This window comes from Rhodoferax sp. (assembly GCF_028688795.1).
Classification (GTDB): Bacteria; Pseudomonadota; Gammaproteobacteria; order Burkholderiales; family Burkholderiaceae_C; genus Rhodoferax.
The window spans coordinates 60,627-72,653 of record NZ_JAQTXM010000027.1 but is presented as its reverse complement, the minus strand read 5'-3'; the positions used below and the strand labels follow the sequence as shown (position 1 = coordinate 72,653).

The 12,027-nt window shown below is 59.0% G+C and carries 12 protein-coding genes; 4 read left to right on the top strand and 8 right to left on the bottom strand.

Going from position 1 to position 12,027, the window contains the following annotated elements:
* The coding region (locus PHQ58_RS17980; protein WP_300113652.1) for a hypothetical protein at positions 1-220 on the top strand (220 nt) is incomplete at its 5' end.
* A gap of 42 nt (positions 221-262) precedes the next feature.
* Here PHQ58_RS17980 and cas2 read toward each other — a convergent pair.
* Genes cas2 through PHQ58_RS17940 form a run of 8 tightly spaced genes read right to left on the bottom strand, consistent with a single transcriptional unit; the run spans position 263 to position 8,925 of the window.
* Positions 263-553 (bottom strand): CRISPR-associated endonuclease Cas2, encoded by a 291-nt coding sequence (gene cas2, locus PHQ58_RS17975; RefSeq protein ID WP_075585873.1) that lies wholly within the window; start codon positions 551-553, stop codon positions 263-265.
* 9 nt (positions 554-562) lie between these two features.
* Entirely contained in the window at positions 563-1,591 is a 1,029-nt protein-coding gene (cas1c, locus tag PHQ58_RS17970; RefSeq protein ID WP_300113644.1) for a type I-C CRISPR-associated endonuclease Cas1c, read from the bottom strand.
* A gap of 24 nt (positions 1,592-1,615) precedes the next feature.
* The gene (gene cas4, locus PHQ58_RS17965) at positions 1,616-2,278 is read right to left on the bottom strand and encodes a CRISPR-associated protein Cas4 (RefSeq protein WP_300113642.1); all 663 of its coding nucleotides are present in this window, start codon (positions 2,276-2,278) and stop codon (positions 1,616-1,618) included.
* Positions 2,278-3,141, bottom strand: a complete 864-nt coding sequence (locus PHQ58_RS17960; RefSeq protein ID WP_300113639.1) for a Bro-N domain-containing protein — start codon at positions 3,139-3,141, stop codon at positions 2,278-2,280. The genes cas4 and PHQ58_RS17960 overlap by 1 nt, the downstream gene beginning before the upstream one ends.
* A gap of 29 nt (positions 3,142-3,170) precedes the next feature.
* Complete coding sequence (cas7c, locus tag PHQ58_RS17955; protein WP_300113661.1) at positions 3,171-4,163, bottom strand: type I-C CRISPR-associated protein Cas7/Csd2; 993 nt, start codon at positions 4,161-4,163, stop codon at positions 3,171-3,173.
* Positions 4,157-5,989 carry a type I-C CRISPR-associated protein Cas8c/Csd1 gene (cas8c, locus tag PHQ58_RS17950; protein ID WP_300113637.1) on the bottom strand — a complete coding sequence of 611 codons (1,833 nt, stop codon included), beginning with the start codon at positions 5,987-5,989 and terminating at the stop codon, positions 4,157-4,159. The genes cas7c and cas8c overlap by 7 nt, the downstream gene beginning before the upstream one ends.
* Positions 5,986-6,639, bottom strand: a complete 654-nt coding sequence (gene cas5c, locus PHQ58_RS17945; RefSeq protein ID WP_300113634.1) for a type I-C CRISPR-associated protein Cas5c — start codon at positions 6,637-6,639, stop codon at positions 5,986-5,988. Before cas5c ends, cas8c begins: the two co-directional genes overlap by 4 nt.
* Before the next feature lie 9 nt (positions 6,640-6,648).
* Complete coding sequence (locus PHQ58_RS17940) at positions 6,649-8,925, bottom strand: CRISPR-associated endonuclease Cas3'' (RefSeq protein WP_300113631.1); 2,277 nt, start codon at positions 8,923-8,925, stop codon at positions 6,649-6,651.
* Between the two features lie 316 nt (positions 8,926-9,241).
* On the opposite strand from PHQ58_RS17940, the gene PHQ58_RS17935 reads away from it, so the two are divergent.
* The 3 genes from PHQ58_RS17935 to PHQ58_RS17925 are packed head-to-tail and all read left to right on the top strand — an operon-like array spanning position 9,242 to position 11,981.
* A complete protein-coding gene (locus tag PHQ58_RS17935) occupies positions 9,242-10,498 on the top strand; it encodes an AAA family ATPase (protein ID WP_300113628.1) in 1,257 nt (418 codons plus the stop codon).
* 13 nt (positions 10,499-10,511) lie between these two features.
* Positions 10,512-11,192 carry a general secretion pathway protein GspB gene (locus tag PHQ58_RS17930; protein ID WP_300113625.1) on the top strand — a complete coding sequence of 227 codons (681 nt, stop codon included), beginning with the start codon at positions 10,512-10,514 and terminating at the stop codon, positions 11,190-11,192.
* A gap of 18 nt (positions 11,193-11,210) precedes the next feature.
* Complete coding sequence (locus PHQ58_RS17925; protein WP_300113622.1) at positions 11,211-11,981, top strand: sulfite exporter TauE/SafE family protein; 771 nt, start codon at positions 11,211-11,213, stop codon at positions 11,979-11,981.
* Positions 11,982-12,027 lie beyond the last annotated feature (46 nt).

Genomic DNA, 12,027 nt, shown 5'->3' with positions numbered 1-12,027 from the left:
GTTTCAATCCACGCCCGCCATTGCTGGCGGGCGAATCGCTTCGCATCCAAAGCCTTGTGGGCAAACGATTTTTTCGTGTGTTTTCGCGAACCCGGCAATAACGACCTGTGTTTGCAAAAAATTGAACTCCAAGAACATCGAAAGACTATATAAAGCAATGGGTTGCGAAGCGCGCGAACCTCTTAATGAAAAAGCCATCACTTGCGGTTCGCGGCGTTAACCATACCATGGCAAAGCTGGCACGGCCACCAACAACAGACGCTTAAAGAACTAGCGGGCCATCAAAATCAACCGCTTTAAAGGTGCCGTGCTCAATCACCTCAAAGCCACGTGTGCCGGGAATGCGGTACAACCGCAGGCAGTCCATAGTGGGGTCGATTTCTGCCAGTAGCTCACGCTCCAGGGCCTCAAACCTGGCCACGTCCAGCTGGCACTCGAACACTGACTTTTGCACCCGCTGCCCGGTGCTTTCGCACACCCGCGCTACCCGACGCAAGCGGCGGCGGCCAGCTTTGGTTTCGGTGTTCACGTCATAACAAACCAGTACCAGCATGATGGCCCTTTACTTCGCCACAAAAGGCACATAAGGCGCGCCGTCTTCGCGCATGGCGCGCGCCATCAGTCGAGCCTGAACCAGTGGCACCAGGCCCAGCGGCACGGATTGCGCCAGCAGGGGATGATTGATCTCGTCCTTTTTTCGCTCCTGGTACGCCACTACCACGGCCTTTCGTGCATCGGGCTCTAGTGATACGCCTCCGCCTTCACGCAACACAAAGTCGTCCGAGCTCAATTGGCCACGGTTAATAAGCGTCAAGGCCAGTCGGTCAGCCCAGGGGCGAAACTCTTCCATCAAATCCAGCGCCAGGGCGGCACGACCAGGGCGCAGGGCATGCAAAAAACCCACCTGTGGGTCGAGCCCGGCAGCTTCCAGCGCGCTGCGGCAGTCGTTCATCCACATGGCGTACAAGAACGACAGCATGGCGTTGAAGCGGTCACGCGGTGGGCGACGGGTGCGACCATCCATGGCGAATGCGGCACGCTGGTCAGGGCGCACCAGCAGGTTCAAGCCGCTGAAGTATTGGCGTGCGGCTTCACCTTCGACGCCGCGCAAGCTGTCCAGATTAGTGACACCAGGCAAGGCGCGCAGGCTGGCGGCCAGATCATCGGCCAAGCGGGTCAAGGTTTTTGCCTCATCGTCTGACTTGGCTTCGCGGGCACCACGTTGCAAGACCTGGCGGGTGTTTTTAATCTTACCCGCGACACTGGCGCGGGCCATGTCCAGGGTAAAGGTAGGGTCTGCCACACGCTGAAACTGGGCCTGACGCAGCAGCACATTTCCTGTAACAGCGCCTTCCAGCCTCGCCTTGAACCTGCCGTTATCGTCGAGCAACACCAGCGCCACTCCGCTTTCTGCCAGCCGGTGCATCAAAGGCGCCGACAAATTGATATGGCCAAAACACACCACCGCGCTCAGGTGGTGCAGCGGCACACGCAGCCGGGTTTCGTGGTCTACCTCCACGCGCAGGGTGTCGTTGTCGAGCCGCAAATATGTGTCCGGCGTGGTGACGTAGAGGGTGTTGAGGAGTTGCATGGGAGGGTGGATTTACAGACAAAGCTATGCGTCGGGGTCAAACAGGGCGGCGCGGGCAGCGATCAACCCCAAATGGGTGGCTTGTGGCTGGCAGCGCTCTTGTAAAGAACAGGCTTTGCAGCGCCTCGCTGCCTGCTCGCCCATCAAGGGTGGTGGCAACTTGCCACTGGTCAGCATTTGGCGAATGGCATCTGCTGTCTGTGCCACGTCAGCACGCAGTTGCGCAGTGATGGGAACCACCCGGCGGCGCTTGGAGGTAGCGTAATACAGTGCGCCTTCGCTGACGGGTTTGCCGGTCATGGCCTCCAGGCACATTGCCTGCGCGGCCAACTGGATGTCGTCACACGCGGCAATGTCTGCGGCCTTGTTGCGGCTGCCGTGTTTGTATTCCACCGGGTAAGGCACGCCACCGGCCAAGAACTCAACGACGTCTGACTTGCCGATCAAACCCAGGGTGTCATGCCACAGTGGCAAAGCGCGTTCCACGCGCACGCCTTTGGCGGTTTCGACACCGGGTTGGTCCACCTTGGCGTGCAGGGCTTGTCCGCGGAGGGTGTAAATATTTTCATCAAACACCTGCTCTAGGTGAATCAGGCCACACTGACGCGGGCAGTATTGCCAGTGCTGCAGGGCGGAAAGGGGAACTTGTTCGACTTCAACCAAAAGCGGCTCGATATATGGCTGCATTACGACTTCTTGGGCGCCTTGACAGCTTTCACAACCTTCAATGCCTTAGGCTCAACAGGTGGCAGGTAATTAGCACCTGTCACTACCGATTTGCCGGTCTGGCTTTCCAGCTGGTGGCGGGCTTGCGCGGCAATGCGCCCCCCGGTTTTGGCAGCCGACTTGTTTTGGGCCATGCCGGTGGCATCCACACTTTCAGCAATCTGCCGGGTAGACAGCTCGGCCAAGGCGGTAAAAATCAGCTCGGCCTCACTCATATGGTCACGCAGGTTGTGGCTGCTCAGGCCCTTCATATCCTTGTGTTCTGCCACACTCACGCCCGCCCATTCCTGATGAATGACGTTGGTGAGGATGGCAAATTCAGTGCCCTTTTTGATGTCGTGCTCGCTCCAGTAGTCGGTGAGCTTGTTGCGGGTTTCCTGCCCGGTCATACGCTGCGCAATCCACTTGTCGCTGCGGCCATGCTGCTGCCAAGTTTGACGGGCGCGGTTTAGAGACAAGGCCGGGTCGGCCAGCTCTTGCATGCGCTCATAGCCGACCTTTGCGAGCCAGCGTTTGATGGGCTCGGCTTTGGGGCTGGGGATGGATTGGACGAGACGAAGCAGGGTTTCGGCGGTGGCGCAATCGGTTTCGCGCTGCTTGCCGTCTGGTGCGGTCATTTTCAACTGTACGATTTTCTCGTACGGTTGCTCTGAACCGGCTTCCTGTGCGAGTTTGCGTTTGAGGTCTGACCAATAACGCCTAGCGTTGTTACTGTCGGTCAAAACCTGAATCACGTCAATTACCGAAAACCACCAGGTTTCTGATTTTCCGTCGTACACCCGGCGGATGATTTGGCCGTCGAATTGGGTGGGGAAGATTTTCATCTTGGAGGGCTTTCAAATTAACTTGTGTTTCAGCACTTTCTCGTCAATGTGACGCCCGCTGTGGGCTGGATTGATTGCCCAACAGACAAACTCTGTCCATCAAATAAAACTGAATACGCATCAAAACTGCGGGCAACTGCGCCCTCTTCTTTGGCTTTGACTTGCAGGCGGTCAAACAAGGCATGCGCCGGGGCGTTGCCGAGTTCACTGTCGTGCTTGAACACGTAGAGTCCGCGTGTAGACATTTCGCCGCGTGCGGCAGAGCGGTCATGCTCGAACATTTGCGCAAGCGCCTGAAACACCAGTTCAAGGTCGTCGTCGCCAAACCCGGTTTGCTTGGCGAGAAAGGAGGAAACGAAGCCGTGGGCGATATAGACGCCATAGGGCACGGTGTGTTTGCGGCCCATGGTGCGGTTGTCTCCATCTTGCTTTTCCGCTTCACCCTCGGTCGTCACCGCCATGCGGGTGATGGAATGCTCCAGCGCCACGATGGGTTCGACAGAGCGGGCGAAAGTGAGTTGCACCGGGCCACGTACTTGGCCGCAGTTGATTTTGGTTGACATGACAGCCCCAAAAGTGCGCACGTCAAAAAAGTTTTGACACATCCATTGCCGCGCACTGCCGACGTCGTCAGCGCCACCTTTGCGCTTTTCTTTCGGGGCTTTTTTCTTCTTTGCATCCACCGCTTCGACGGCAATAGCTGCATCGTCTTCATCGGGCAATTCAACAGCATCTAGCTTCAGGGCTGCATAGGCGCGTTGGTTTTGATGATTCAAAATTGCTTTCTCACGAACATAAATCTCAAAGCGTTTTTCACCCGCCTCTGGTTCACGCACATCCTGATCCTTGACTAGGCCAACAAAATTGCGAATTTTGCGTTTAAGTGATACATCCGTCACCAGCCCATGCCCTGACTCCGCATCCATACGCGGCATGTTGCCCGCATCTGGGTCGCCATTGGGGTTGCCGTCTTTCACGTCAAAAATGAGAACAAAGTCGTAGCGGTTAGCGAGATTCATGATGGGGTTCCTTCGGTGATGGGTGTGGAGTCGTCAGGCTTTTTGGTAAAAAATTCTTGCCGCTGGTGGTAGTAACCCAGCGCAAAGCGGCCTTGATCGGGCAACGGTAAATGTTTGGGAAAGTCTGCGACGGTGCTCAAAATTTCACCCAGCAGCTTCTCGAACCACAAGCCACGCCCCACCGACAGTTTTTTGAGGTGCGAATTTTTGAGCCGCAGCAAGGTGGTGAACACGGCAACCGGGGTGCTGGACGCGGCACCGTAATAGCGGTCCCGAATCGTGGCGTTGAGGCCGGGGCTGGCTTCTTCCTGGATTTTTTCCAGTGTGGCGAACAATCGCCCCATCCGGTAGGCCGGACTGGGGTTGGTGAGGTCAAGCATGGGCAAAAACTCCTTCTCGGGGGGCTGGTTGGTGGGTGTAACAGATGAACGGCGAATCTGGCGATTGAGGCAGGCTTTGATGACTGCTGCTCTTGCATACGGTACGTTTTGCGCCTGCTTTCCTTGCTGCGACTTCTTTGCTTGTTCAGCACGGCAGCGCCCCACCGCAGCGTTCAGCCATGCGCTGGGATAGGGCACGTCTGGACCGGCGAAAACTGCATCGACGATAGCCCCGCCCAGATTGGGCGGAAGTCGGTCGATATCACCAAAGGGCTGTGAGCTGGTAGATAAGCACACGGCTTGCAGCAGGCGCTTCAAACTTGGGTACTGAGGGTCATAGTCGCCGCGCACCATTTCGAGGTCATTGAAATGCTGGCGAATGCGCTCGCCCAACTCAGCCAACGGCAGGCAGTGATAGAAGCGAATACTGATGCGGGCCGCATTGGGAGCCAGGCCCAGCATATGAAAGCGGTTGCCATCATCCAAGCCACCCTGCTTGCCCGACTGGATGGCTTTGAACAAGGCCTGCACGGCGTGCGCGCCCCGGTCGGGGTCGTCCTTGGGTGGATCGCCAAAAATATCGGCCGCGACAGATTCAAACTCTGAATCCCGGTCTGCCCAAAACACGGTAGAAGCGTCGCCCACCTGAATGCGCTGGTCTGATTCTTTGCGCAGCAAGTGGTTCAAGGCCGTGGTGTAGGCAAACGCGGCTGCCTGGCTCACCGGCGCATTCTCACCCTGACGTTCTGTTTTGCCGTAGGACTCGAAGGCACGGGCATTGAAAGAAACAATGTTGGCGCCCGATGATTGAGCGCCCCACACGCCTTTGATGGAAGCGTGCAAACGCTGGATGGGCGCGTCTTCTCCGGTGACCAAGCACATAGCCAGTCTCGCGTCGGCGTCACCCGTTACGTTCAGCACAGCTTTGACAACGGCGGGGCGCTGGCATACCAGATCAACGTCGCCATGCAAGCGAAAGCTCATCACCGCGTTCGATTCCAGCGCTTGCGCCCAGGCGACTTGCGCTTCAAGCTGGGTCAAATTGAAGGACTCGAAGAATTTCAAGATGGCCTGAATGCCTGCGTCGTTAATGGCAATTGGCGGCAGGGCCTGAATGCTGGCTACAAATTGCGCATGCTGTTCTGCCACTCGTTCGGGTTTGCCTTTGGTGTCCACACCCAGAACGTATTCGAGGGTGTCCCACAGCAAATTGGCAGCAATCCCGGAGGTTTTTTTGACCCCCTGCGGCACACGGAAAATTTGCGCCACCTTTTTCTTCTTGTCGTTCAAGGTTCGTGTATCGAGCAACTGCACCAGTTCGCCCGCAGCTGTGATCTCCAACACAAAGGGGATTTCTTTTTGCTCCAATCCAAAAGCAGGCAAGCGCTGCGCCGGGTCTGAGTCGTCGCACTTGCGATGGTAGTAATCATTTAATGCCTGAAGAATCATCCTCGTGCCTCCTCAAACGGGGGGACTTCAATCACACCCGCCACCATCTTCGCGTTGAAAAAGCGCGGCTGCGGGTCGGCCAGGTGGGTGAAATCCAGGTCGTGCAGCATCCAGCCCAGCTCGCGGGTGTCGCCAATGGGCATCGCGGCGGGCGCATCGGGAGTCACCAGACTAAAAGCGGCGGCAAATTCCCGGCAACCCAGATACGGCTGATTCACGCATTGCCCCTTGGTGGCGCGTCGGGCGAACATTTCGGTGTATTTCATCAAGGGTTCGTTGCAACCCGGTGCCAGCGACAAATCAGCATGAATGCGGTAGGCCACATCGCGCAAAAAGTAGCCGGCACGTTGCACTCGCTCTTCTTCGATGTAAAAACCAATCTGACCGCTGCCCGATTTCATCGCTTGCTCGACGGTGGGTAATTGAACTTTGGATTTGACTTCGTTGCGTCGTAAGTTGATCCAGCGAATCGGCTTGAGCACTTCAATGCGATGTACCCGCCAGCGAATGGCCGGCTTCCACAAAATGGCCTCAAAAATGGAGCGCGCCGCCGAGGGTGTCATCACGTCATACGAGACGCGCTCTACCTTCATTTCAGGACGGGTAAAGCAGGCGAAGGGGCCGGAGACTTCAAGACAGAAATGGGTCATTGCATGCTTTCAAAGGGCGAAGCCACCAGGGTTGTATAAATCATCATTCAGCTTCAAACCGAGGATGGAGTCGTATAAGTTGTCTGCATTCACTTGTGCATAAAGCCCTGGCATGGGCAGCGTCAAATCGCCCTGCGCCAACATCTTGTCGGCGATGCGCTTGTGAATGCTGACGGTGTATCGCTGCAACTTGCGCATGAGCCAGCGCGCTGGGCCTTCTGCGGCCAGGATGCCGAGCAGCTTTTCAATCTCTTCGCTATGTTCCGCGTAACGCACCACGACCATGGCTGAGTCTTTGTCATCAATCAGGCGGAAAGCGTCTGCTGCTGAACGGAATCTCACATGCAACGTTTTGGGCTCTACCTTGAGCATGGAAACGATCTTCTTGCCGTCCAGATCGACGGTGCTGTAAAACAGTTGGAAGTAGGTGGCAAACAGAGCGCGGGCCAGGGGATCAATTTGCTGGCCATGCAAGGTGCTGATACAGGCTTGCGCCGCTTTGCGCAAATGCCCCAAGGGCGGCGACTCGGGTGGGACGAAAACCACCACACGGCCCTTGCCGTCCAGTCGCCCTTCGCGGTTGCAGCGCCCCGCCGCCTGTGCAATGGAGTCGAGCCCGGCCAGCGCGCGGTAGACCACAGGAAAATCGATGTCCACCCCGGCCTCAACCAACTGCGTGCTGACCACGCGCAGCGGCTGCAGGTCGAGCCCGTCGCGCTTGGCTTTGAGCCGCGTCTTGATCTGGTCGATGACCGCTTTTCGGTGCGCGCCACACATGAGCGCAGACAAATGCACGGTGCCGGGCGGCAGCAAGCGATGCAACTCGCGGGCGGCTTTGCGGGTGCTAACGATGGCCAGCACGCAGTCTTCGGCGGCAATTTTTTCGGCCATATCGATCCACGGCGTTGGCGTATTCCAGTCTGCGGGCAGTTCAACCTTCACTCGTTTGAGCGCATCAAACAGGGCATCGGGGTGGTCGATGATTTCGCGCACGTTATCGAGCCCGCGCAGGTTATTGCTCTTGTCGAAGTAGTCGGTACTGTTTAGCGCGGGCTGGGTGGCGGTACACAGCACCACGGTCACGCCGTAGTGCTTTACCAGCAGGTTCAGAGCATCCAGAATGGGTTGCAAAAACTCGGGCGGCAGTTGCTGCGCTTCGTCCAGCACGATGATGCTGCCCACGATGTTGTGCAGCTTGCGGCAGCGCGAGGTTTTGGCAGCAAACAGGGTCTCGAACAACTGCACGTTGGTGGTGACGACCAGTGGCGCATCCCAGTTTTCGCAGGCCAGACGGCTACGGGCGGTTTCGTCCCGGTCAGCCGCATCGGCCTGACTATGGTGCTCAATCAAGATTTCATCGCCCAGCGTTTTGAACACGTCGCGGAACACGTCGGCAGTCTGCTCGATGATGCTGGTGTAAGGAATGGCGTAGATCACGCGGCGCTCGCCGTGGGTTTGCGCGTGATTGAGGGCAAACGCCAAGCTGGACAGGGTCTTACCACCGCCCGTGGGCACCGTGAGCGAAAAGAACCCGGCAGGCAACGCCGCTTTCTCGCGGCATTGGCGCAGGATATCGGCGCGCAAGGTGTTGACCTCGGAGGGCGTGGCCTCGGCGGCTTTGGCGAGCATGTGCGCGTCCAACGCCAGACGCATTTGATCCAGAGTCGGGAAGCCGTTGCGTCGGGCGGGCTTGCCTGCGTCAAAGTGCGCTTCGGTGTCCAGAAAATCGGCATCGACCAGACAGGAGAACAGCAAGCGAACCCAGAGCGCAAAGCCTGCCGGACCGCCAGGAATTTGGCTCAGATTGGGAACAAAGCTGCCCGAATCAAGAATACTGGCGGGCGGCTTGGCGTCCTTGGCTTCTTGCAATTCAGTCTGGCAATCGGTTTGCGCCAGCCGCTCATTGAGGCCGCCATCCCAGTCATCCAGCCCGGCGTGATGGCCCGCAATCAGGTAAGCCAGTGCACGGGCAGCCAGTTTTCCCTGAGCACCGTGCGTTTTTTCAAGCGTTTCAATAGCCCACAGCGCCCCGGCTGCGGAGTGGGTCTTTTCTCGACCACCCACTTTGCCTTCGATGTGCGCATTCGGGTTGTCGGCTAGCCCTACGTAGCGCTGAAAGCCGGGCCGGTATTTGCCCAAGTCATGCCACAAGCCCGCCAAGTAGGCCCAGCGCTTTAACGGTTCAACCGCGTCAAACGCTTTTGAAAACTCTGCCGCCAAATCTGCGACCATCTTCAAGTGATCAACTAACAAATGCCCGCCCGAATGGGCCAATGGTTCTGACACGATGCCACCCTCCCTTGAATTTTTTCTGATTTGGGACTAGCTTACCCCCGTAAAGGCAAACCAAATGACCCTGCGCTACCAGTCTCCAGAAATACTTTGCAACCGTTTTTCATCGACTGCCAGACCCGAAGCCAGCATGGCAAGCAACAGGCACTGCGCGCGCAGCATGTTCTCGTTAGCTCACCACCATCCCGTCATGCCAAAATCGCGACATGCACCCGGGCGTTGCAGCCCGCGTTGCCTTGAATGCCTACCAAACGCTACCAATTAAATAGCTGCTTGCGGTTAATATGCAAGGGCTAGAGGCATATTTTGCATGTATACCCAGCATTTCGGCCTGACCCAAGACCCGTTCTCCATCGCCCCGGACCCGCGCTTTCTCTTCATGAGCGAGCGCCACCGCGAAGCCCTGGCGCACCTGCTTTTTGGTGTGGCGGGCAAAGGCAATGCAACCGGTGGCACGGGCGGCGGTTTTGTGCTGCTCACGGGTGACATCGGCACCGGCAAAACCACCATTTGCCGCTGCTTTCTGGAGCAGATTCCCGCCGGCTGCCATGTGGCTTATATCTTCAACCCCAAGCTCACTGTCATTGAGTTGTTGCAGTCGATCTGCGAAGAATTCCACGTCACCTTGCCGCCAGACAGCGCCCAAACACCTACGGCCAAGACCTGCATTGACGCGCTCAACACGTTCCTTCTGCAAAGCCATGCCGCCGGGCAAAGCTGTGTGCTGATCATTGACGAGGCGCAGAACCTAAGTGGCGATGTGCTGGAGCAGCTGCGTCTGCTGACCAACCTGGAGACCAACGAGCGCAAGCTGTTGCAGATTGTGCTCATAGGCCAGCCCGAACTTCGCACCATGCTGGCCGCGCCAGAGCTGGAACAGCTGGCGCAACGGGTGATTGCGCGCTTTCACCTCGATGCGCTCAACGCAGCAGAGACCACGCACTACATCACACACCGCCTGGGCGTGGCGGGCCACACAGGTGCCCTGCCCTTTAGCCCCAAGGCGCTGGCGCGTATCCACCAGCTCGCGCATGGTGTGCCAAGGCGCATCAATCTGCTGAGTGGCCGTGCACTGCTGGGTACCTGGGCCAATGGCCAGCAGTGGGTTGACCCGGCTGTGGTCAACAAAGCCGCCGTCGAGGTGTTTGGCAACGACAGCGCGCGCGCCTGGGCATCACCGCGCCATATTGCTGCTCTGGCCGGTTTGGCACTGCTGGTCGTGACCGCAGGGGCTGGCCTTTTGCTATGGCCCGAGGCCCCCAAAGCGCCACCCGTCGCCAAGGTCGTCGCGCCCACCCGGCCCAGTGCCACGGTCGCCCGCGCCCCAAACGTTGGCGCGTCAACAGCGACGCCAAGCCCAGACCCGGCCAGCGCAGCGCAAGCCCCAGTGGCTGGACGCGCGCCAGTGCCGCAACCGGTGGCCGACGCTGACCTTAAAGCCCGCGTGCGTGCCTTCCAAAAGGCGCAAGGCCTGGAGCCTGACGGCGTGCTGGGCCCACTGACTTTTCTGCAGATGGAGCGTGCCCTTGGCCTGACCGCGCCCAGCCAGCCAACCGCCCCCCGCTGAGATCACCCAACCCATGTCCTACATTCTTGATGCCCTCAAACGCGCCGATGCCGAACGCAGCCGCGGCGCCGTGCCCGGCCTGCACGCCCGGCAGCTGCCAAGCGCTGGTGGCGCTGCACCGCCACCGCTGCAAAACCGGGTTGGGCTGCTCCTGGTCGCAGCCGGGCTGCTGTGCGCCCTGGCCTTTGGGTTATGGGCCTGGCGCACGCCGACCGAAGTGCCCGGCATCTCTGTACCAGCGGCACAACAAGCCGCACCTCAAACACCGCCGACCATCGCCGTCAACGCGCAGGCGACAAGCCCCAAGGCAGCTGTTAAAGCCGCGTTGCCCTCGCCGATGGGGCCGAGTCTCGCCAAGAGCGCAGGCACACATGCCTCAACTGCAGCAGCCAATCCAACAACGACAAAAGCCGCTGACCCCGCCAGCGTGGCAGCGCTGCAAACCGCGAAAGCGTCCGCCCCACCCGCTACGCCCTTGCTGAGTGAGTTACCAGATGCCCTGAGGCGTCAAATTCCCGCGCTCACCATCACCGGCACGGTGTACGCCGATGACCCAAAACTTCGCCTATTGTTGGTCAACAACCAAGTGTTGACGCAAGGCAGCGTGGTGGCGCCCGAGCTGACACTGGAGGAAATCCGGCAGCACAGCGCCGTGTTCAATTTCCGGGGCACCCAGTTTCGGGTGGCGCGCTGACACGGTGACAATGGCCAGATGCTTACCGATTTCTGGACCACCTCCCTACTGCTGGCCAGCGCCGCATTTGCCGCGGGCGTGCTCAACGCCATTGCCGGCGGCGGCAGCTTTCTGACGCTGCCGGCGCTCATCTTCACCGGTGTGCCACCGATCATGGCCAACGCCACCAGCGCGTTAGCGGTGAGCCCCGGCTACTTGGGCAGCACACTGGGTTTTCGGCCTGAATTGCGGGCCGTGCCGCTGCCACGCCTGAAGCGCGAGATGGCGATTTCGGCCGTTGGTGGTGTGGCGGGTGCCTTGCTGCTGCTGGTGACACCGGCCAAGGTGTTCTCTGGCATCGTGCCCTGGCTGCTGCTGTTTGCCACCGTGCTGTTTGCAGCCGGCCCCGCCATTGCGCGGCGCGCCAGCAGCCCAGCGCACGGTGAATCAAGCCTGGCCAAGTGGCGCGAGCCTGGCTTGCTGGTGGCGGCCATTTACGGCGGTTACTTCAACGGTGGCTTGGGCATTTTGCTGATGGCGCTCTACAGTGCCACCGGCGAGTCACGCATCCACACCGCCAACGCGCTGAAGAACCTTAACTCGCTGGTGTTGTCGTGGTTGTCGGTGGCGGCGTTTGTGCTGGCTGGCGCGATTGCCTGGCGCGAAGGCCTGCTGATGATGGTGGCGGCCACGGCTGGTGGCTTTTTTGGCGCTCGCTGGTCCAAGCGGCTGCCCACCAAGTGGGTGCGCGTGGGCGTGATCGTCACCGGGCTGGTGATGAGCGCGGTGTTTTTTGCGCGCAGTGTATGAGTACAGTTGTGACAGGTCAGCCCAGTGAAACCAGCCTGACTTAAAT

What these genes read in the sequence shown, in the direction of transcription:
- cas2 (WP_075585873.1), bottom strand. Translation starts at nt 553, where the DNA reads ATGCTGGTACTGGTTTGTTATGACGTGAACACCGAAACCAAAGCTGGC.
- cas1c (WP_300113644.1), bottom strand. Translation starts at nt 1,591, where the DNA reads ATGCAACTCCTCAACACCCTCTACGTCACCACGCCGGACACATATTTG.
- cas4 (WP_300113642.1), bottom strand. Translation starts at nt 2,278, where the DNA reads ATGCAGCCATATATCGAGCCGCTTTTGGTTGAAGTCGAACAAGTTCCC.
- PHQ58_RS17960 (WP_300113639.1), bottom strand. Translation starts at nt 3,141, where the DNA reads ATGAAAATCTTCCCCACCCAATTCGACGGCCAAATCATCCGCCGGGTG.
- cas8c (WP_300113637.1), bottom strand. Translation starts at nt 5,989, where the DNA reads ATGATTCTTCAGGCATTAAATGATTACTACCATCGCAAGTGCGACGAC.
- cas5c (WP_300113634.1), bottom strand. Translation starts at nt 6,639, where the DNA reads ATGACCCATTTCTGTCTTGAAGTCTCCGGCCCCTTCGCCTGCTTTACC.
- PHQ58_RS17935 (WP_300113628.1), top strand. Translation starts at nt 9,242, where the DNA reads ATGTATACCCAGCATTTCGGCCTGACCCAAGACCCGTTCTCCATCGCC.
- PHQ58_RS17930 (WP_300113625.1), top strand. Translation starts at nt 10,512, where the DNA reads ATGTCCTACATTCTTGATGCCCTCAAACGCGCCGATGCCGAACGCAGC.
- PHQ58_RS17925 (WP_300113622.1), top strand. Translation starts at nt 11,211, where the DNA reads ATGCTTACCGATTTCTGGACCACCTCCCTACTGCTGGCCAGCGCCGCA.